General features: G+C 72.7%; 19 protein-coding genes and 1 pseudogene. 9 read left to right on the top strand and 11 right to left on the bottom strand.

The window, feature by feature from the left end; genetic code table 11:
- The first annotated feature begins 103 nt into the window (after positions 1-103).
- On the top strand, positions 104-1,240 hold the full coding sequence (locus ACIRVF_RS34605; RefSeq protein ID WP_402826982.1) for a HoxN/HupN/NixA family nickel/cobalt transporter: 1,137 nt from the start codon (positions 104-106) through the stop codon (positions 1,238-1,240).
- Between the two features lie 158 nt (positions 1,241-1,398).
- Here the strand turns inward: ACIRVF_RS34605 and ACIRVF_RS34600 are convergent, their stop codons facing one another.
- Together ACIRVF_RS34600 and lepB are read right to left on the bottom strand one after the other, a co-directional pair.
- Positions 1,399-2,337 carry an SGNH/GDSL hydrolase family protein gene (locus ACIRVF_RS34600; RefSeq protein WP_402826979.1) on the bottom strand — a complete coding sequence of 313 codons (939 nt, stop codon included), beginning with the start codon at positions 2,335-2,337 and terminating at the stop codon, positions 1,399-1,401.
- A 246-nt stretch (positions 2,338-2,583) separates the two neighbouring features.
- Positions 2,584-3,255: a signal peptidase I gene (lepB, locus tag ACIRVF_RS34595; protein WP_402826976.1), complete on the bottom strand. Its 672-nt coding sequence runs from the start codon at positions 3,253-3,255 to the stop codon at positions 2,584-2,586.
- Positions 3,256-3,433: 178 nt separating this feature from the next.
- Between lepB and ACIRVF_RS34590 the strand changes: the two genes are divergently transcribed.
- The 3 genes from ACIRVF_RS34590 to ACIRVF_RS34580 all read left to right on the top strand — a co-directional run bounded on the left by ACIRVF_RS34590 (position 3,434) and on the right by ACIRVF_RS34580 (position 6,108).
- The gene (locus ACIRVF_RS34590; protein WP_402826973.1) at positions 3,434-3,886 is read left to right on the top strand and encodes a (2Fe-2S) ferredoxin domain-containing protein; all 453 of its coding nucleotides are present in this window, start codon (positions 3,434-3,436) and stop codon (positions 3,884-3,886) included.
- A gap of 127 nt (positions 3,887-4,013) precedes the next feature.
- On the top strand, positions 4,014-4,268 hold the full coding sequence (locus ACIRVF_RS34585) for a hypothetical protein (protein WP_396242451.1): 255 nt from the start codon (positions 4,014-4,016) through the stop codon (positions 4,266-4,268).
- A gap of 172 nt (positions 4,269-4,440) precedes the next feature.
- Complete coding sequence (locus tag ACIRVF_RS34580) at positions 4,441-6,108, top strand: fibronectin type III domain-containing protein (protein ID WP_402826972.1); 1,668 nt, start codon at positions 4,441-4,443, stop codon at positions 6,106-6,108.
- 36 nt (positions 6,109-6,144) lie between these two features.
- On the opposite strand, the gene ACIRVF_RS34575 is transcribed toward ACIRVF_RS34580, so the two are convergent.
- Together ACIRVF_RS34575 and ACIRVF_RS34570 are read right to left on the bottom strand one after the other, a co-directional pair.
- The gene (locus tag ACIRVF_RS34575) at positions 6,145-6,477 is read right to left on the bottom strand and encodes a YnfA family protein (RefSeq protein ID WP_402826970.1); all 333 of its coding nucleotides are present in this window, start codon (positions 6,475-6,477) and stop codon (positions 6,145-6,147) included.
- Positions 6,478-6,520: 43 nt separating this feature from the next.
- Complete coding sequence (locus ACIRVF_RS34570) at positions 6,521-7,735, bottom strand: pyridoxal phosphate-dependent aminotransferase (RefSeq protein WP_402826967.1); 1,215 nt, start codon at positions 7,733-7,735, stop codon at positions 6,521-6,523.
- A 97-nt stretch (positions 7,736-7,832) separates the two neighbouring features.
- On the opposite strand from ACIRVF_RS34570, the pseudogene ACIRVF_RS34565 reads away from it, so the two are divergent.
- Together ACIRVF_RS34565 and ACIRVF_RS34560 are read left to right on the top strand one after the other, a co-directional pair.
- Positions 7,833-8,195: pseudogene (locus ACIRVF_RS34565) on the top strand (winged helix-turn-helix transcriptional regulator); the annotation flags it as partial.
- Positions 8,196-8,509: 314 nt separating this feature from the next.
- A complete protein-coding gene (locus tag ACIRVF_RS34560) occupies positions 8,510-9,292 on the top strand; it encodes an SGNH/GDSL hydrolase family protein (RefSeq protein ID WP_402826964.1) in 783 nt (260 codons plus the stop codon).
- A 2-nt stretch (positions 9,293-9,294) separates the two neighbouring features.
- Here ACIRVF_RS34560 and ACIRVF_RS34555 read toward each other — a convergent pair whose 3' ends face one another.
- Positions 9,295-9,969, bottom strand: a complete 675-nt coding sequence (locus ACIRVF_RS34555) for a GNAT family N-acetyltransferase (protein ID WP_402826961.1) — start codon at positions 9,967-9,969, stop codon at positions 9,295-9,297.
- A gap of 114 nt (positions 9,970-10,083) precedes the next feature.
- Here ACIRVF_RS34555 and ACIRVF_RS34550 point away from each other — a divergent pair, with 114 nt between their 5' ends.
- Complete coding sequence (locus ACIRVF_RS34550) at positions 10,084-11,016, top strand: pentapeptide repeat-containing protein (protein WP_402826958.1); 933 nt, start codon at positions 10,084-10,086, stop codon at positions 11,014-11,016.
- Between the two features lie 54 nt (positions 11,017-11,070).
- Here the strand turns inward: ACIRVF_RS34550 and ACIRVF_RS34545 are convergent, their stop codons facing one another.
- The 5 genes from ACIRVF_RS34545 to ACIRVF_RS34525 form a co-directional block, all read right to left on the bottom strand.
- Entirely contained in the window at positions 11,071-11,802 is a 732-nt protein-coding gene (locus tag ACIRVF_RS34545; protein WP_402826955.1) for a tyrosine-protein phosphatase, read from the bottom strand.
- Positions 11,803-11,825: 23 nt separating this feature from the next.
- A complete protein-coding gene (locus tag ACIRVF_RS34540; protein WP_402826952.1) occupies positions 11,826-12,455 on the bottom strand; it encodes a TetR/AcrR family transcriptional regulator in 630 nt (209 codons plus the stop codon).
- Between the two features lie 57 nt (positions 12,456-12,512).
- Positions 12,513-12,836: a hypothetical protein gene (locus ACIRVF_RS34535; RefSeq protein ID WP_402826950.1), complete on the bottom strand. Its 324-nt coding sequence runs from the start codon at positions 12,834-12,836 to the stop codon at positions 12,513-12,515.
- On the bottom strand, positions 12,833-13,345 hold the full coding sequence (locus ACIRVF_RS34530; protein ID WP_402826947.1) for a DUF6232 family protein: 513 nt from the start codon (positions 13,343-13,345) through the stop codon (positions 12,833-12,835). The genes ACIRVF_RS34535 and ACIRVF_RS34530 overlap by 4 nt, the downstream gene beginning before the upstream one ends.
- A 73-nt stretch (positions 13,346-13,418) precedes the next feature.
- Positions 13,419-13,820, bottom strand: coding sequence for a RidA family protein (locus ACIRVF_RS34525; RefSeq protein ID WP_402826945.1), 402 nt, complete (start codon positions 13,818-13,820; stop codon positions 13,419-13,421).
- A 72-nt stretch (positions 13,821-13,892) separates the two neighbouring features.
- On the opposite strand from ACIRVF_RS34525, the gene ACIRVF_RS34520 reads away from it, so the two are divergent.
- The gene (locus ACIRVF_RS34520) at positions 13,893-14,786 is read left to right on the top strand and encodes a LysR family transcriptional regulator (protein WP_402826942.1); all 894 of its coding nucleotides are present in this window, start codon (positions 13,893-13,895) and stop codon (positions 14,784-14,786) included.
- Here ACIRVF_RS34520 and ACIRVF_RS34515 read toward each other — a convergent pair.
- The gene (locus ACIRVF_RS34515) at positions 14,783-15,682 is read right to left on the bottom strand and encodes an aminoglycoside phosphotransferase family protein (protein ID WP_402826939.1); all 900 of its coding nucleotides are present in this window, start codon (positions 15,680-15,682) and stop codon (positions 14,783-14,785) included. The two genes, ACIRVF_RS34520 and ACIRVF_RS34515, sit on opposite strands and share 4 nt — an antisense overlap.
- 254 nt (positions 15,683-15,936) lie before the next feature.
- Here ACIRVF_RS34515 and ACIRVF_RS34510 point away from each other — a divergent pair, with 254 nt between their 5' ends.
- Positions 15,937-18,423, top strand: a complete 2,487-nt coding sequence (locus tag ACIRVF_RS34510) for a Tex family protein (RefSeq protein WP_402826936.1) — start codon at positions 15,937-15,939, stop codon at positions 18,421-18,423.
- The last annotated feature ends 134 nt before the right edge of the window (positions 18,424-18,557 follow it).

Genomic DNA, 18,557 nt, shown 5'->3' with positions numbered 1-18,557 from the left:
CAGGCCTGGAAAACCTGACGAGATCCCGGTCCCCATCCGCAAATCACTCCACCGGCCCTGACAGGCCGACTGGAATCACCTACTCACGAATTAGGACCACAGGATGCCCAGCACCGCCCCAGGTGCCCCGGCAGGCGCCCCGCCCGTCAGGTGGCGCGACCGGCTCACCCGTGAGGAGTGGATCCGGCTGGCCGGGATGGGCGGCTTCATCCTCGCGCTGCACGTCATCGGCTGGTTCACGCTGCTCGCGCTGGTCGCGCCCGAGCACTACGACGTCGGCGGCCAGGTGTTCGGCGCGGGCATGGGACTGACCGCCTACACCCTCGGGATGCGGCACGCCTTCGACGCGGACCACATCGCGGCCATTGACAACACCACCCGCAAGCTGATGGGCCAGGGCAAGCGGCCGCTGTCGGTGGGCTTCTGGTTCTCGCTCGGGCACTCCTCGGTCGTCTTCGGCCTGTGCGCGCTGCTGGCCTTCGGCATCCGCACCCTCGCCGACCAGGTGGAGGCGGACGACTCGACCCTGCACCGGATGACCGGCCTGATCGGCACCACCGTCTCCGGCTCGTTCCTGCTGCTGCTCGGCCTGATCAACCTGGGCGCCTTCAACGGGATCCTCCGGGTGTTCCGCCGGATGCGCCTGGGCGAGTACGACGAGGCCGAGCTGGAGCGCCAGTTGGAGCGGCGCGGGCTGATGAACCGGATCCTCGGCAAGGTCACCCGGGCGGTGACCAAGTCCTGGCACATGTACCCGGTGGGCCTGCTGTTCGGCCTGGGCTTCGACACCGCGACCGAGGTGTCCCTGCTGGTGCTGGCGGGCGGCGCGGCCGCCTTCTCGCTGCCCTGGTACGCGCTGCTGACCCTGCCGATCCTGTTCGCGGCGGGAATGAGCCTGCTGGACACCATCGACGGCTCGTTCATGAACTTCGCCTACGAGTGGGCGTTCTCCAAGCCGGTCCGGAAGATCTACTACAACCTGACCGTCACCGGCCTGTCGGTGCTGGTCGCGCTGGTCATCGGCCTGATCGAGCTGATCGGCCTGCTCGGGGAGAAGCTGGACATCACCAGCGGGCCGATCGCCTGGATCGGCGATCTGGACCTCAACTTCGTCGGCTACGCGATCGTGGGCCTGTTCGTGCTGACCTGGATCGGAGCGATCGCGTTCTGGAAGTTCGGCAAGGTCGAGGAGAAGTGGTCGGCCGGACTGGCGGCCGCTTCCCCGGCCGAAGCGGAGTAGCCCCGAAGCGGAGTAGCTCCGGAGCGGACCGGCTCCACGAACGGGGACGAACGCAACCGAGGGGCCGGTGACCGGGGTCTGGTCACCGGCCCCTCGGGGCTTTCCGGAGTCCCTGCGCAGTGCCGTTCGGGACTTTCCGAAGGCCGCTGCCGCCGCGGTTACTTCAGCGCGGCGAGCACCGCGTTCGCCATCACCTGCTCGCCGGTCGCGTTCGGGTGGAACGGTACGGCGGGCGAGCCGGGCAGCGCGCCCTCGATCCAGCGGTCGTCGGAGCAGACGTCGTGCCCGCGGGTCGGGGTCGCGGTGTCCACGTACGTCGCGCCGTTGGCGGCCGCGGTGGACTTCAGGGCGGCGTTCAGCTTGTTGAGCACCCCGTACATGTACTCGACGTCGCCCGGCGTCACCGGCTGGCGCAGGACGCAGGTCGAGCCGTCGGCGGGCAGCACGGACGGGTAACCGACCAGCAGCACCCGGGCCTTGGGGGCCTTGGCGTGGATCTGCTGGAGGGTGGTGGCGATCTGCGGGGCGATGGTGGTGGTGATCCGCTCGGCCAGGTCGTCGTTGCCGTACTGCCAGGACCAGGTGTTCCAGTCCCAGTAGCCGTGGTGGTAGACGTCCTTGCACGGCGTGCCGAGCGGGTTGACGACCGCGCCGGCGATGCAGGTGGCGACCAGTTCGCCGAGGCCGAGGTCGCTGGCGGCGAGGTCGTTGCCGCCGATCCCGAGGGTGACCAGGTCGGTGTCGGCGGTCACCGAGTCCAGCTGCGGGTCGTTGACCCGGATGAAGGCGTCGTACTGCGGCTGCGTCATGGCCTTGACCTTGGCGGCCGAGCAGGTGACGTCGGTGTAGGCGCCGGCCTTGAGCGAGGCGGCGACCAGGTGGCCGTAGTTGTGGTCGGAGCGCAGGCACAGGCCGGCCGACTGGCCGGGCACGCCGGCGCCGGCGGCGTAGGAGTCGCCGAGGGCCACGTAGTGCTTCGGGGCGGGGGTGGCGGCCTGGGCGGTGGTGGAGGTGAGTGCGAGGGCGGCGCCGACGGCGACGGCGGCGAGCAGGCTCGAATTGCGGAGTCGCCGGGAATTCCGGGCAGGGCGGAGCACGGTTCCTCCTGGGGGAGAGAAACGACGGGTGGGGGGTCGTGCCGAGCCGGGCCACAGCTACTCGCAGGTAAGTTACTTCCAGGTTTCGTCGGCGTCCATGCTTTCGACGGAAATTCCGGAAACCCCGTCAGATGGCACTGAGTGACATTTTGAATTCCGCTCCACCGTGTTTCGAAAACAACTCCGATACGCGGTGGAGCGGAATTCGAGCACTCCGCGGCGTCGGCCGAGGGGGCCGACCCGGCGTCAGTGGAGGGGCTCGGCCGGAGCGCGGCGCCGGGCGGCGGCGAAGGAGGCGATGACCACCGCGGCGAGCACCCCGAAGACCGTGAGCAGGGCGCCGAGCACCATCAGCAGCGCCGCACCGATCAGCTTGCCGGGCAGGGCGGGCGAGTCGTTGCCGGAGTGCCAGACCACCCGGTCCCCGGTCAGCGCGGCGAGTTCGACGGTGCCCTGGTGGCCGTCGTCGAGGTGGAGCCGGGAGTCGTTCGCGGTGGCCCGCCGGTCGCCCATCAGGAAGGCCCGTCCGGGCGGGACGGTGACGTCGAAGTCGCGCGGGCAGCTGTCGGCCCCCCGGTCGGCCGGTTCGTCCAGCGGCTGCCCGTCGAGGCTGAGCCGGCCGTCGGCGCAGGCGATCCGCTGGCCGCCGAGGGCCATCACCCGGAACACGGGGGAACCGTGGAGGCCCCAGGGGGAGTCGGCGATGTGGATCTCGCCGCGCCGGACGTCCGCGGCGGCGACCCGGTCGGCCAGCATCCGGTCGCCCGGCCGGAGCGCCGGCTCCATCGCCGTGCCGTCCATGCGGTGGAGGGAGTAGCCGCCGGTGAGGACCACCGAGAGTCCGAGCGCCCCGCACAGGATCCCGGCCACCGCCACGGCCACCGCGAACCACAGGCCCCGGGTCCTCCGCTTCGGCATCCGCCCGTCCCTCTCTCCCCGGCCCTTCCCCGGCCGCTCGTCGGTCGGATCCTATTCCAGTTCCTGTTCCAGGCCGATCGGGTGGCCCGCGGGGGCCGGTGCCCTGACAGGTACAGTTCCGGTGCAGAGCGTGCCGTCGACGACCGGGGCCGCCGACCCAGGAGGGGGACCAGAGCGGATGAGCCGCCGAGACCGTGACCGCGACCGTGGTGGCAGGGCCGACCGTGACGGCGGGAACGGCCGCGACCGGAAGCGGGGCGCCGGCTCCCCGGTGACCGTCACCGTGTGCCGGGGCTGCTGCTGCGGCACCGAGGCGAAGCACCCGGGGGTGGACCACGCCGGGCAGTACGAGCGGTTGCGGACGGCCGTCGGCTCGGCGGGCCGGGTCCGGGCCGTCACGTGCCTGGACGTGTGCACCCAGTCCAACGTGGTGGTGGTCGGCCCGTCCAGCGAGGGGCGGGCGGCCGGCGGCCGCCCGGTCTGGCTCGGCTTCGTGCTGATGGACGAGATGATCGACGACATAGCCGCCTGGGTGCACGCGGGCGGACCGGGCCTCGCCGACCCGCCCGGGCTGCTCGACCTCCAGCTGATCTCGGTCTCCCGACGGGTCCGCGAGGGACTCCCGGAGTGACCCACCGGGCCTGACGGCCCCGGCCGACGGTGACGGCGAATCAGATCCCCGCCCCGGGACGGCTTCGAGGTCGGCCCACTACCATGACCGGTGGCATCGAGCGGTTCCGTGCAACGGGAGGAAGACGATGACGACGGTCTGCCGCATCTGCGCGGGCACCGGCCGCACCGCCGGCCTCAACTGCCGCACCTGCCAGGGCACCGGTACCACCGAGGTGGGCGGCGGGGGCGGCAACTGCTTCCTCTGCGACGGCACCGGGGTGTACGTCCGCTACCGGGTGGACGCGACCGGCGCCAAGCAGGCCTACCGGGACGAGATCTGCCGCACCTGCGACGGCACCGGCAGCCGCTCCGCGAACCTCTGGGACGAGCCGTCCGCCTGACTCCCCCTCCGGCGCTCCCGGGAGCGGCGGCCGGCTCCGTCGCGCCCTCTTTGGCGCGGACATGTTCTTTACCGGATCGTGACCCGGCGTTGGTGTTCGAGTGGGGGAGGCGCTGACGCTCGTTCATCCCGAGTCCGTGTGCGGTCAACGCACCGCTGACAGAGTCCCGCGCATGGATATCCCCAACATGGGCGTGCCGGCGAAGCTTGCCGACCGCATGAGCACGGCCGAGCAGCACGAGTACCTGCGGGCCCGTTTCTCCCGTCGTCGGATGCTGCGCGCCGGCGCGGTGACCGTGGGCGCCGTGGCCGTCGGCGGTGCACTGGGCAGTGCACCGGCCTTCGCCGCCCCGGCCGGTCCGCAGCTGCTGACCGGTGCCACGACGGCCGGCATCGACGGCGCGCTGGTCGCGCCGATCGGCCGTCACCTCCAGTTCGGTGCCGAGCCGGACACCCAGTTCCGCATCTCCTGGCAGGTCCCGGCGCCGGTCAAGAAGCCGTTCCTGCGCTTCGGCAAGCACCCGTGGGAGCTCAGCCACAAGATCCAGGCCGAGGTCCGGGCCCTGCACACCCCGGCGCTGACCCCGAACGGCCAGCCGGTGGACCAGTACTACCTGCACGTGGCGCTGGAGGACCTCCACCCCGACACCACCTACTACTACGGCGTCGGCCACGAGGGCTTCGACCCCGCCTCGCAGCAGCAGATCTCCACCCTGCACACCTTCCGCACCGCGCCGTCCCGGGACCACCGCTGGGGCAAGGTGTACGAGCCGTTCACCTTCACCGCCTTCGGCGACCAGGGTGTCAGCGCCCACGCGGCCGGCAACGACAACATCATCAAGGCCCAGAAGCCGGCCTTCCACCTGCACGCCGGCGACATCTGCTACGCCGACCCGGCCGGTTCGGGCACCGACCCCGACAAGTCCGTCTTCAACGCGCGGACCTGGGACGACTTCCTGGTCCAGACCGAGACGATCGCCGCCGACATCCCGTGGATGGTCGCGTACGGCAACCACGACATCGAGGCCTGGTACTCGCCCAACGGCTACGGCGGCGAGAACAGCCGCTTCTTCCTGCCGGACAACGGCCCGGACCCGCGCAAGGTCCCCGGCGTCTACACCTTCCGCTACAAGAACGTCGGCGTCGTCTCGCTGGACGCCAACGACGTCTCCTACGAGATCCCGGCCAACCTGGGCGTCTCGGCGGGCAAGCAGACCAAGTGGCTGGAGCGCACCCTCAAGGACCTGCGCGGCGACGAGACCGTCGACTTCATCGTGGTCTTCTTCCACCACTGCGCCTTCTCCACGACCGTCGCCCACGCCTCCGAGGGCGGCGTCCGCGAGGCCTGGGTGCCGCTGTTCGAGAAGTACCGGGTGGACCTGGTCATCAACGGCCACAACCACATCTACGAGCGCACCGACGCCATCCTCGGCAACAAGGTCGCCAAGCAGGTGCCGAGCGGCGCCACCATCGAGCCCGCCAAGGACGGCGTGGTCTACGTGACCGCGGGCGCGGCCGGCCGCAGCCTGTACAAGTTCGACGTGCCGGACACCTACGAGGGGCACGAGAGCCACCAGGACGAGGTGAAGACCTACTACTGGGGCAAGGGCAGGGTGAAGGTCCCCGAGACCATCCAGTGGTCGCGGGTCCGCTACACCGGCTACTCCTTCATCAAGGTCGACGTCACCCCGGCGCACCTGGGCCAGAAGTCGGTCATGAAGGTCACCGCGCTGGCAGAGAACGGCACGCAGATCGACAACTACACGATCCTGCGCGAGGTCGGCGAGGGCTGGGACTCCCGCGGCGACGACGACGGGCAGGGCGGCGGCTGGGGCTGGTAGCCCCGATCGGCCCGGTGCGGCCCCGGCGCGGGAGGTTCAGCGCCGGGGCCCGTACATGATCACACCGACCCCGGCCAGGCAGATCAGCGCGCCGAGCAGGTCGTAGCGGGTCGGCCGGAAGCCGTCCACGACCACCCCCCACAGCAGCGACCCGGCCACGAACACCCCGCCGTAGGCGGCCAGCACCCGGCCGAAGTCCGCGTCCGGCTGCAGCGCCGCCACGAAGCCGTACGCGCCGAGCGCCACCACGCCCAACCCGGCCAGCCACCAGGGCCGTTGCTCCTTCACGCTCTGCCAGACCAGCCAGCAGCCGCCGATCTCGGCGAGCGCGGCGAGGGCGAACAGGGCGACGGAACGGAGCACGGTCATGACGTGCAGGTTAGGGCCTGTCCGGCGGACCGGCCCCAGGCGCTCAGCCCTGCCGGTACGTCGCCAGGAAGCGCCCGATCCGGTTGATCGCCGTCTCCAGGTCGTCGGCGCGCGGGAGGGTGACGAAGCGGAAGTGGTCCGGGCGGGGCCAGTTGAAGCCGGTGCCCTGGACGACGTGGATCTTCTCGCGCAGCAGCAGGTCCAGGACGAAGCGCTCGTCGTCGACGATCCGGTGCACGGCCGGGTCGAGCCGGGCGAAGGCGTACAGGGCGCCCTTGGGCTTGACGCAGCTGACGCCGGGGATCTCGTTGAGCGCCTTGACCGCGATGTCCCGCTGCTCGGTGAGCCGGCCGCCGGGCAGGACCAGGTCGTTGATGGACTGGTGGCCGCCGAGCGCGGCCTGCACCGCGTACTGCGCGGGCACGTTGGGGCACAGCCGCATGCCGGAGAGCATGGTCAGGCCCTCCAGGTAGTCGGTGGCGTGCTGCTTGGGGCCGGAGACGACCAGCCAGCCGCTGCGGAAGCCGGCCACCCGGTAGGCCTTGGAGAGGCCGTTGAAGGTGAGGGTGAGCACGTCGTCGGCGAGGGCGGCCAGGCAGTGGTGCTCGGTGCCGTCGTAGAGGATCTTGTCGTAGATCTCGTCGGCCAGCACCATCAGCTGGTGGCGGCGGGCCAGGTCGAGGATGCCCTCCAGGAGCTCCTTCGGGTACACCGCGCCGGTGGGGTTGTTGGGGTTGATGACGACGATCGCCTTGGTGCGGGCGCTGATCTTGGCGGCGATGTCGTCCAGGTCCGGGTACCACTCGGCCCCTTCGTCGCACAGGTAGTGCACGGCCTTGCCGCCGGCCAGCCGGACGGACGCCGTCCACAGCGGGTAGTCCGGCATCGGGACGAGCACCTCGTCGCCGTCGTCGACCAGCGCGGTGACCGCCATCTGGATCAGCTCGGAGACGCCGTTGCCGAGGTAGACGTCGTTGACGCCGACGCCCTGGACGCCGCGCTGCTGGTAGTACTGCACCACCGCGCGCCGGGCCGGCAGGATGCCTCGGGAGTCGCTGTAGCCGTGCGCCGAGGGCAGGTTGCGGATGATGTCCTGGATGATCTCCTCGGGCGCCTCGAAGCCGAACGGAGCCGGGTTGCCGGTGTTCAGGCGCAGCACGCTGTGCCCGGCCTCCTCCAGGGCGTTGGCCTGGTCGACCACCGGGCCCCGGATCTCGTAGCACACGTCATTCAGCTTGCTGGACTGCCGAAACTCCATCTGCGGCCTCCCGACCGTCACCACCGCTCCGTTGCTTCTGCTTTGTTCTACCAAGCTGGCACTTGGAAAGTCCAACCTCTTGGCTATGCTGATCCACATGTCACGCCGAAGCTACGACCAGTACTGCGCCGTCGCCCGCGCCCTGGACGCGGTGGGGGAGCGCTGGAGCCTCCTGATCGTCCGTGAACTCCTGGGCGGCCCGCGCCGCTACACCGACCTGCACGCCGACCTGCCCGGCGTCTCCACCGACATCCTCGCCGCCCGGCTCAAGCAGCTGGAGGGCGAAGGGCTGGCGGAGCGGCGGCGGCTGGAACGGCCGGCCAACGCGACGGTGTACGAGCTGACCGAGCGCGGACGCGAACTGCGGCCGGTGATCGAGGCGCTGGGGGAGTGGGGGCTGGGTGCCCTGGGCGAACAGCGGCCCACCGACGCGGTGCGCGAGCACTGGTTCACGGCACCGAAGGCCGTGGTCCCGGGCTGAGTCCTCCGGGAGCCGCCGGAAGGCGGCGGTGGGGCCGCAGCAGGGCGACGGTGGGGTCGCGGCAAGGCGGTGGTGGGGTCACGGAAGAGCGGTGGTGGGGTCGCGGCAAGGCGGCGGTGGGGCGGCGGCAAGGCCCCCGTCGCCGGCCGCCGCCCCGTGGCCCCAGGATGGCGCGGACCGATAAACGTCCGGTGGACGGCGAATGAGCGACCGGACCCCCGCGGCACTGGTTGGTAAGTGCACACGTACGATCGTCGGATCGCGGAGCCATCTCAGGAAAGCGGAGGCAGCCCGTGCCCACCACCAGCCGCAGCTACGCCAGCTACGTCGCCGTCGGGGACTCCTTCACCGAGGGCATGTGCGACGACCTCCATCCCGACGGCCACTACCGGGGCTGGGCAGACCGGGTCGCCGCCGCGCTCGCGGCCGAAGGCGCTGCGGACTTCCGGTACGCCAACCTCGCCGTCCGGGGCAAGCTCATCGGCCAGATCCACGACGAACAGCTCCCCGCCGCCGTCGGGATGGGCGCCGAACTCGTCACCCTGGCCGGCGGCTTCAACGACGTACTGCGCCCCGGCTGCGACATCGACCGGGTCGAGCGGCTGCTCGGCCGCTGCGCCGCCCAGCTGCGCGCCACCGGCGCCACCGTCGTGCTGTTCACCAGCACCGACCCCACCCGCCGGCTGGCGGGCAGCGCCCGGCTGCTGCCCGCCATCCTGCGGATGAAGGCCTTCGTGCAGGAGCTCGGGCAGCAGGACGGCTTCGCCGTCGTCGACCTGTTCTCCGCACCCTGCTTCGACGACCGCCGGCTCTGGGCCGAGGACCGGCTGCACCTGTCGCCCGAGGGTCACCGCCGGGTCGCCGAGGGCGTCCTGGAGGCGCTCGGCCGCCCCGCCGCCACCGACTGGCGCGCCCCGCTGCCCGCCGCCGCCCCGCCCGGCCGCGCCGAGAAGCTGCGCTCGGACGCCCGCTGGCTGGGCGCCCACCTCGGCCCGTGGATCGGCCGCCGCCTCACCGGCCGCTCCTCCGGCGACGGACGCCCGCCGAAGCGGCCGGAGCTGCTGCCGTACCCGTAGGCCTAGGACCTGCCCGGGGAGTTCTGCTCGGGGTGCCCCGCTTCGAGGACCAGGCTGGCCATCGGGGCGCGGGTGGTCCAGCCCAGCGCCGTGTAGAGCGCCTGGCCGGCCGCCGTGCCGACCAGCACCCCGGTGCGGGCGCCCGCCTCGTGCGCGCCGGACTGCAGGGCCCGCATCACCACCGAGCCCAGGCCCCGGCGGCGGTGGTCGGGCGCGGTGACGATCTGGTCCGGCACGGCCACCGCGTCGGCCAGGCCGGCCTGGCCGCGGGCGGCGAGGCATCCCCCCTCGTCGCGCACCAGGGCGCGCAGGACGCCGCCGCGGGTCCAGGTGGTCAGGGTGTAGCCGTCCGGTACGGCGGGCTTCTCGGGGGTGAGCGGGACGGTCATCAGGAAGCCCGGCTGGTCCAGCCGCCACTGCGGGCCCAGCCAGGGCCGTACGGTGTCGTCCTCGGCGAACAGCTTCAACCAGGTGGTCGGCGCGGTGGTCGCCTCGGCGAGCTTGCGGACCTCGGCCTCGGTCGGCTCGGGCAGCACGTGCCGCCCCACCTCCCCGGTCGGCGCGCCGACGTCGATGGTCCAGCCCCAGGGCTGCTCCACCGGATCGGCGGCGCCCCGGGAGGCGACCCAGCCGCTGATCCACATCCGGACCAGCTCGGTGACGTTCGACTGCGGCATGGTACCCCCATGAGTAATGGTCTCATATCCCTTTCGAACCTTACCGGCGTGAGGGTGGCCCTGCCCAGTAGGATTTCCGGTTCAAGGCAACCAGCAGGTGAGAGGATCCGGACCGTGAGCGAGACCGTGCCGCCGCAGGACCCCACGGCGGCCGAGCCGACCCCGCTCCGGTCCGACTGCGGCAACTGCTTCGGCCTCTGCTGCGTCGCCCTGCCCTTCGCCGCCGGCACCGACTTCGCCGTCAACAAGGCCGCCGGCAGCCCCTGCCGCAACCTGCGGACGGACTTCAGCTGCGGCATCCACGCCCGGCTGCGCGACAGCGGCTTCCAGGGATGCACCGTCTACGACTGCTTCGGCGCCGGACAGCGGGTCTCCCAGGTCACCTTCGGCGGGGTCAGCTGGCGCGAGGAACCCGACAGCGCCAAGCCGATGTTCGACGTGTTCCCGATCGTGCGGCAGCTCCACGAACTGCTCCGGTACCTCACCGAGGCGCTCACCTTCGCCCCCGCCGCCCCCGTCCACGCCGAGCTGCGGCACGCCCTGGAGGAGACCGACCGCCTCGCCGGCGGCACCCCCGAGGAGATCCTCGCCGTCGACGTCGCGGCCCACCGCCGGCGCATCAGCGAACTGCTGCTGCGCGCCGGCGAACTCGTCCGGGCCGCCGTTCCCCGCCGCCGCGAACACCGCGGCGCCGACCTCTTCGGCGCCCGCCTGCGCGGAGCCGACCTCCAGGGAGCCAACCTGCGCGGCGCCCTCCTCGTCGCCGCCGACCTCTCCGGCGCCGACCTGCGCCTCGCCGACCTCATCGGGGCCGACCTGCGCGACGCCGACCTCGCCGGCGCCGACCTCAGCACGGCCCTCTTCCTCACCCAGGCCCAGCTCGACGCCGCCCGCGGCGACGCCACCACCCGGCTCCCGGCCGGCCTCGCCCGCCCCGCCCACTGGCCCGAGACCGCCCCGGCTGCCGCCGCCGGCGAGCGCAGGCCCCGCGGCGGCGGCCCCCGCCCGCAGGGCGGCAACCGCTCCGGCCGTCCGCGTCGGCGGTAGGAACGGGCCGCGGCGCCGGTCCGTGGGCCGTGCCCGACAACCGGCCCCAGGTGGTCAGTCGGTCAGCAACCGTGAGCGCAGGGCGTCGATCCGGGAGCGGTCGAAGCCCACGGTGCCGGTGAGGTAGGCCTCGACGGAGCCGTAGCGGGTGGCGAGGTCGGCGAGGGCGAGGCGGATGACGGTTTCCGGGGCACGGCCGTAGCCGGGCCAGCGGAGGGCCCGGCCGGGGTGGGCGGCGTGCCAGTCGGCGACCAGGTACGGGGTGGCGTGCTCGGTGAGGGCGAAGTCGGCGGCGATGTCGTCCTCGGAGACGCCGAGCAGGGTGAGCACCAGGGCGGCGATCAGGCCGGTGCGGTCCTTGCCGGACATGCAGTGGAAGACCACCGGGGCCTTCGCGTCGGTGATCACCTCCAGCGTCTGCCGGATCTCCTTCACGCCGTCCTCGGCGACCTCGGCGAAGCGGTCGGCCAGGTAGCGCCAGGGGTCGAGCTCCGGGTCGATCGAGGCCTGGTCGTACGGGCGGTGCTCGATCGAGAGGTTGTGGAAGTCCAGCCCGTCGAAGTGGGGCACCCGGCCCTTGGCGGCGATCTCCCAGTCGTAGCGCAGGTCGATCACGGTCCGCACGCCGAGGGCCTGGAGCTTCTCCAGGTCGGCGGGGGAGGACTTGCCGAGCGAGTCGGAGCGGTAGAGCAGGCCCTGGCGGACGGTCCGTCCGTCGGCGGCCGAACAGCCGCCCAGGTCGCGGAAGTTGTGCAGGGCCTCGAACTCGATGTGACGCGTTGACATGTGCGGCACTCTAGCCAGCGGCGTCAGGGCGTGTACCCCCGGGCGAGGAGCTCGAAGGCGCGGTCGGCCTCGGCGACGGCGTCGGGGTGGAGCTCGTCGGCGGTTCGGCCGCCCTCGTGGATGCGGCGCCAGTTGTGCAGGGCGAGGACGCGTTGGGTGGCGGTGACCTGGGCGGCGAGCAGCTGGGCGGTGAGCTCCGGCGGCGGGGCGAGGTCGCCGGCCTCGCGCAGGGCGTCGGCGAGGGACTGCTCGGCGCGGGCCACGTAGGCGCTGACCCTGGCCGCCAGGCTGGGGGTGCCCTGGACGAGGGAGGTGAAGGCCAGGACCTGGGGGTGGTCGTTGAGGCCGGTGACCGGGTCGTGCCGGGCGAGGCCGTCCAGGAAGTCCCGGCGCAGCGCGTCGAGCACCGTCTCGCCGTCGGCCCGGCCCCGGACCACGTCCGCCGCCTGTTCCTGGTGGTCGGCGAAGCGGTGGACGACCAGGTCCTCCTTGCTGGCGAAGTAGCTGAACAGGGTGGGCTTGGAGACCTCGGCGGCGGCCGCGACGTCCGCCACCGAGACCCGGTCGAATCCGTGCTCCAGGAACAGCGCGATGGCCGCCTCGGAGATGGCCCGTCGCGTCCGTTCCTTCTTGCGCTCCCGCAGACCAGTCATGGAGGCCAGGCTAGCAGTGGGCCTTGACCAGGACAGCTTCCTGACCCGGTATGAAAATCAGGAGTTGAGCGAGTCCAGGATCCGCCGGACCGACTCCACCACCGGCGCGCCCGCCCGGACCAGCGAGGCCACCCCGGAGATGTTGCGCAGCGCCCGCCGCAGGACGGACGGCGAGGCCTCGGAGCCGTCGCCGATGGCCTCCAGCGACTCGTCCAGCACCTCCCGGTCCTCGGCCGGGACCTGCTCGCGCAACTGTCGGACGGCGGTGACGAGTTCGGCCAGGGCGGCCTTCGGGTCGACCGGGCCCTGGTTCTTGATGATGCCGATGTTGTGGTCACCGTGCTGGGTGACCGAGTCGCCGAAGTGGAAGGAGTTGCTCACAGTCCGACCCGCTTTCCGGTGTTGTGGTCGCCGTACTGGGTGATCTTGTCGCCGACGTGGAGGTTCTCGACCTGGAGGGCGAACTCCGCCTGGGGGTTGTCGATCGCCTCCATGATCAGCTGGATCAGGTTGGTGATCTGCCAGGAGTTGTGGCTCACCACGGCGGTCGTCGCGGCGTTCGAGGTCTCGATGACCAGCTTGTACACCGGTTTCTGCCGCAGCCGGGTGACGAACCGGTAGAGGCAGAACGCGAAGCCGGCCAGCAGCAGCACGCCCGGGACGGCGGCCGCCTGTGCCTGGTCCGTCGAGTTGTGGGTGAGCGCGCTGAGGAGGCTGACGGCGAACAGCAGCCCGAACACCTGACGGACGAACCTGATGACCGTCCGCGAGCGTTTGGGCGGCCACCACACCAACTGCCGCGCCCGGGCGATGTGCTGCAGCGGGTAGGCGTCCCCGCCGATCCACAGCACCCGCCGGCTCACCCTGACGTCGATGACGCTCCCTGCCAAGTCCGCTCCCCTGCCCGTAGTGGCGGGGAGAACCATAGCAACGACCGCGGACGGCCGGTCTGCTGGCAACGGATCAGCTGCGGTCACCCGGCACCGGACGCCGGGCGGTGACCTCGATCTCGATCCGCATCCGGGGGTCGGCGAGGCCGCACACCTGCATCGTCGCGGCCGGGCGGACGTCGCCGAAGCAGCGGCGCAGGACCGGCCAGCAGGGCTCGAAGTCCGCGCGCTCGGGCAGCAGGTAGCGCACCCGCACCACGTCGGCGAAGCCGCTGCCGGCCTCGGCCAGTGCGGACCCGATGTTGCGCAGGCACTGCTCGGCCTGCTCCACCACGTCCTCCGCGATGGTCATGGTGGTGTAGTCGAAGCCGGTCGTGCCGGACACGTGCACCCAGTCGCCGTCGACCAGGGCACGGGCGTAACCGATCTGCTCCTCGAAGGTGGAACCGCTGAGTACCGCGCGTCGCTCCGTCATGCGCCGAACGCTAGGTGGCCTGCGGGAATACGTCCAATACTGCTCCGACGCCGGTCTGATATCCCTGGCGGTATGGAACGCCCCGAACTCCCCCTGTCGCAGCTGCACGCCTTCGTCGTCCTCGCCGAGGAGCTGCACTTCGGCCGGGCCGCCGCCCGCCTCGGCGTCGCCCAGCCGCCGCTGAGCCAGCAGATCCGCCGGCTGGAGGAGAAGGTCGGCCACCCGCTGTTCCTCAGGGCGCCCGGCGGCGTCGCCCTGACCCCCGCCGGGCGCGAGCTCCTGCCCGCCGCGCGCCGGGCCCTGGGGGAGCTCGCGGACGGGCTGGCCGCCGCCCGGGCCGTCGGCAGCGGTGAGGCGGGCCGGCTGCGGATCGGGTTCTCCGCCTCGCTGGCCCTCACCGTCCTGCCCGGGCTGCTGCGCGGCTTCCGGGACCGCCACCCCGGCGTGCGGCTCGACGTACGGGAGATGACCGGCGCCCCGCAGCTCGCCGCGCTGCGCGAGGGCCGCATCGACGTCGGCCTGCTGCGCGAACCGCCCGCCGACGCACCGGAGTTGCGCTTCCGGACGGTGCTCAGCGAGCCCTTCGTCGCCGTCCTCCCCGCGCACCACCCGCTGGCTGCCCAACGGACCGTCCGGCTGGGGCAGTTGGCGGACGAGCCGTTCGTGCTGCTGCCCCGGGAGGAGGGGCCGCCGCTGTACGACCGGATCACCGGCCTGTGCACCGGGGCGGGCTTCACCCCGCGGATCGGGCAGCACGCGGTGGAGTGGCAGACGGTGTGCGCCCTGGTCGGGGCCGGCCTCGGGGTCTCGCTGGCCCCGGCGAGCATCCGCCGGATCCGGCTGCGGGGCGTCGCCTTCCGTCCGGTCGAGCCCGGCAGCGCCCGCACCCACTCCGCCCTCGCCTGGCGCGCCGACGACCGGGGCCCACTGCTGGCCCGTCTGCTGGCTCTGGTGGTGGCGTCCTAGACGCCGCGGTCGGCGAGCACCTCGCGGACGACGTGGCGGGCGCTGGCGGTCAGCGCCGGGTCGGTGTGGCGGTAGTACGGGATCGTCACCAGGGCCATGGAGAAGGCCCAGGCCCGGCCGCGGGCCCACATGGCGTCGTCGGCGCGCAGGGCGGCCCGGAAGGCGGGGCGGGCGGAGGCGGGGAGCAGGTACCAGGCGGGGATCAGGTCGGCGGTGGGGTCGCCGACGCCCATCAGGGCGAAGTCGATGACGGCGGCGAGCCGGCCGGATCTGTTGAGCAGCACGTTGCCCGGGGTGAGGTCGCCGTGCATCCAGACCGGCGGCCCGGCGTACTCGGGGAGGCGGAGCGCCTTGTCCCACAGGGCGGTTGCGGCCGCGGTGTCGATCGTGCCGGCGAGCTGGGCGATCGCCGCGCGGGTCGAGCCGTCCCGGGAGGCGAGCGGCACGCTGCGGTGGCCGGCCGGGGCGCCGGCGGGGTTGAGGGCGCGCAGGGCGTTGACGAAGCCGGCCAGGTCGCGGGCCAGCGCCTCGGGTGCGGCGAGCACCCCGACCGCCGGATTGACGCCGTCGAGCCAGCGCACCACCGACCACTCCCACGGGTAGTTCGCGGCGGGGCGGCCGACGGCCAGCGGGGCGGGCACGGGCAGCGGCAGCCGGGGTGCCAGCCGGGGCAGCCACTGGTGTTCGCGGCGGACGTCGCCGGCGGCCCACTCCACCCGGGGCAGCCGGACGGCGAGTTCGGGCCCGAGCCGGAACATCGCGTTGTCCGTCCCGGCGGACCCGACGGGCGTGACCGGAAGGCCCACCCACTGCGGGAACTGGGCGGAGATCAACCGCCGTACCAGGGCCGCGTCGACGACCGGTTCATCGGGGTGCATCCGGGCGGCAGCGCACATGCCCGGCAGCGTACAGCGCAGATCGCCGGGGATCACCCGGATTCGCGAACTGCGCACACGACTTCGACCAGCACGGGGTCCGGACGGGCTCCACCCGCCGGCCACCACGGCGCCACCCGCCCGTCACCCGTCGGTCGCCGGCGGGGGAGACCACGCCACGCCCGCCGTCCCGGGTACGACCGGTGGGCGTCACCGGCACCTGCCAGAATGCAGGGCGTACGGCGAAAGCACTGAAGGAGAAGGTGACCGGCTTCGTGACCACGCCAGTCGAACAGGTGGCCCGGCAGGCCCAGCAGGCGATCGAGCGCAAGATCGCCGAGGAACTGGGCGTCCGCGAGGGGCAGGTGAAGGCTGCGGTCGAACTGCTCGACGGCGGCTCGACCGTGCCGTTCGTGGCCCGCTACCGCAAGGAGGTCACGGGCTCGCTGGACGACGCCCAGCTGCGCACCCTGGAGGAGCGGCTGCGCTACCTGCGCGAGCTGGAGGAGCGGCGGGCGGCCGTCCTGGAGTCGATCGAGTCCCAGGGCAAGCTGGACGACGCGCTGCGCGCCCAGGTGCTGGCCGCCGATTCCAAGGCCCGGCTGGAGGACATCTACCTCCCCTTCAAGCCCAAGCGCCGCACCAAGGCGCAGATCGCCCGCGAGGCCGGGCTGGAACCGCTGGCCGACACCCTGCTCGCCGACCCCACCCAGGACCCGGCCGCACTCGCCGCCCGGTACCTCAACGAGTCGGTCGCGGACGGCGCGGCGGCCCTGGAGGGCGCCCGGGCGATCCTGGTCGAGCGCTTCGGTGAGGACGCCGACCTGGTCGGCTCGCTGCGCGAGCGGATGTGGACCCGCGGCCGCCTGGTCGCGAAGGTCCGCGACGGCAAGGAGGGCGACGGCGCCAAGTTCGCCGACTACTTCGACTTCGCCGAGCCGTACACCAAGCTCCCCTCGCACCGCATCCTGGCCATGCTGCGCGGCGAGAAGGAGGAGGTGCTCGACCTCGAACTGTCGCCCTACGACGGTGAGTCCGAGGGCGACCTGCCCGGCGAGAACGACTACGAGCAGCGCATCGCCGCCCGCTTCGGCATCGCCGACCGCGGCCGCCCGGCCGACAAGTGGCTCGGCGACACCGTCCGCTGGGCCTGGCGCACCCGCATCCTGGTGCGCCTCGGCATCGACCTGCGTGCCCGGCTGCGCGCCGAGGCCGAGGACGAGGCGGTGCGCGTCTTCGCCGCCAACCTGCGCGACCTGCTGCTCGCCGCCCCGGCCGGCACCCGCGCCACCATGGGCCTGGACCCGGGCTTCCGCACCGGGGTGAAGGTCGCCGTGGTGGACGCCACCGGCAAGGTCGTCGCGTACGAGACCATCTACCCGCACCAGCCCGCCAACAAGTGGGACGCCGCCCTGGCCACCCTGGCGGCGCTGGCGAAGAAGCACGACGTCGATCTGGTGGCGATCGGCAACGGCACCGCCTCCCGGGAGACCGACAAGCTCGCCGAGGACCTGCTCAAGCGCCACCCCGAGCTGAAGCTCACCAAGGCGATGGTCAGCGAGGCCGGCGCCTCGGTCTACTCGGCCTCCGCGTTCGCCTCGCAGGAGCTGCCGGACCTCGACGTGTCGATCCGCGGCGCGGTCTCGATCGCCCGCCGCCTCCAGGACCCGCTGGCCGAGCTCGTCAAGATCGACCCCAAGTCGATCGGCGTCGGCCAGTACCAGCACGACCTGAGCGAGGTGAAGCTCTCCCGCTCGCTGGACGCCGTGGTCGAGGACTGCGTCAACGCCGTCGGTGTGGACGTCAACACCGCCTCGGCGCCGCTGCTCACCCGGGTCTCCGGCATCACCGCGACGCTGGCCGACAACATCGTGGCCCACCGCGACGCCAACGGCCCGTTCCGCACCCGCAAGCAGCTCAAGGACGTCTCCCGGCTCGGCCCCAAGGCCTTCGAGCAGTGCGCCGGCTTCCTGCGCATCCCCGGCGGCGAGGACCCGCTGGACGCCTCCAGCGTGCACCCCGAGGCCTACCCGGTGGTGCGCCGCATCCTCGCCTCGACCGGCGGGGAGCTGCGCGAGCTGATCGGCAACGGCGAGCGGCTGCGGGCGCTGCGCCCGGCCGACTTCGCCGACGACACCTTCGGCATCCCGACCGTCACCGACATCCTCGGCGAGCTCGACAAGCCGGGCCGGGACCCGCGCCCGGCCTTCCGCACCGCCGTCTTCAAGGAGGGCGTCGACAAGATCGGCGACCTGGAGGTCGGCATGGTGCTGGAGGGCGTGGTCACCAACGTCGCCGCGTTCGGCGCCTTCGTCGACGTGGGCGTCCACCAGGACGGGCTGGTGCACGTCTCGGCGCTGTCGCGGAACTTCGTCAAGGACCCGCGCGAGGTGGTCAAGCCCGGCGACATCGTCAAGGTCCGGGTGGTCTCGGTGGACGTGCCGCGCAAGCGGATCGGGCTCACCCTGCGACTGGACGACGAGGTCGGCCGCGAGCGCGGCGACCGCGGCGGGGACCGTGGCGGCGACCGGCAGGCCCGTCCGCCCCGCCAGGAGCGGCGTGGCGGCGGCCAGGGCGGTCGCGGCGGCCAGGACCGGCGCGGCGGTGGCGAGCGCGGTGACCGGGGTGACCGCAGCGACCGGGTCGGCTTCGGCGGCGGCGCCCCGGCGAACAGCGCCATGGCGGACGCGCTCCGCCGGGCCGGCCTGGCCGGTGGCGGCGACTCCGGCGGCTCGAAGGACCGGCGCTCCGGACGGCGCTGAGCGGGCGGACGTACCGCAACGGCCGGGGGCGGGGGGGGGGGGGCCCCCCCCCCCCCCCCCCCCCAACCCGGCCCCAAAGCCCCGATTGAGTTGGCGTGTGGGTCAACCCCACGGGGAAGTGGCGCCCGGGCCCC

The organism is Kitasatospora sp. NPDC101157 (assembly GCF_044768255.1).
GTDB lineage: Bacteria > Actinomycetota > Actinomycetes > Streptomycetales > Streptomycetaceae > Kitasatospora.
Note: the sequence above shows the minus strand (reverse complement) of the source record. Positions and strands in the feature narration are given on the sequence as shown.

Bases quoted from the DNA above. Each gene is read 5' to 3' on its own strand.
- ACIRVF_RS34555 (WP_402826961.1), bottom strand. From the start codon at position 9,969: ATGCCGCAGTCGAACGTCACCGAGCTGGTCCGGATGTGGATCAGCGGC.
- lepB (WP_402826976.1), bottom strand. From the start codon at position 3,255: ATGCCGAAGCGGAGGACCCGGGGCCTGTGGTTCGCGGTGGCCGTGGCG.
- ACIRVF_RS34520 (WP_402826942.1), top strand. From the start codon at position 13,893: ATGGAACGCCCCGAACTCCCCCTGTCGCAGCTGCACGCCTTCGTCGTC.
- ACIRVF_RS34580 (WP_402826972.1), top strand. From the start codon at position 4,441: ATGGATATCCCCAACATGGGCGTGCCGGCGAAGCTTGCCGACCGCATG.
- ACIRVF_RS34545 (WP_402826955.1), bottom strand. From the start codon at position 11,802: ATGTCAACGCGTCACATCGAGTTCGAGGCCCTGCACAACTTCCGCGAC.
- ACIRVF_RS34575 (WP_402826970.1), bottom strand. From the start codon at position 6,477: ATGACCGTGCTCCGTTCCGTCGCCCTGTTCGCCCTCGCCGCGCTCGCC.
- ACIRVF_RS34585 (WP_396242451.1), top strand. From the start codon at position 4,014: ATGACGACGGTCTGCCGCATCTGCGCGGGCACCGGCCGCACCGCCGGC.
- ACIRVF_RS34605 (WP_402826982.1), top strand. From the start codon at position 104: ATGCCCAGCACCGCCCCAGGTGCCCCGGCAGGCGCCCCGCCCGTCAGG.
- ACIRVF_RS34590 (WP_402826973.1), top strand. From the start codon at position 3,434: ATGAGCCGCCGAGACCGTGACCGCGACCGTGGTGGCAGGGCCGACCGT.
- ACIRVF_RS34540 (WP_402826952.1), bottom strand. From the start codon at position 12,455: ATGACTGGTCTGCGGGAGCGCAAGAAGGAACGGACGCGACGGGCCATC.
- ACIRVF_RS34570 (WP_402826967.1), bottom strand. From the start codon at position 7,735: ATGGAGTTTCGGCAGTCCAGCAAGCTGAATGACGTGTGCTACGAGATC.
- ACIRVF_RS34515 (WP_402826939.1), bottom strand. From the start codon at position 15,682: ATGTGCGCTGCCGCCCGGATGCACCCCGATGAACCGGTCGTCGACGCG.
- ACIRVF_RS34525 (WP_402826945.1), bottom strand. From the start codon at position 13,820: ATGACGGAGCGACGCGCGGTACTCAGCGGTTCCACCTTCGAGGAGCAG.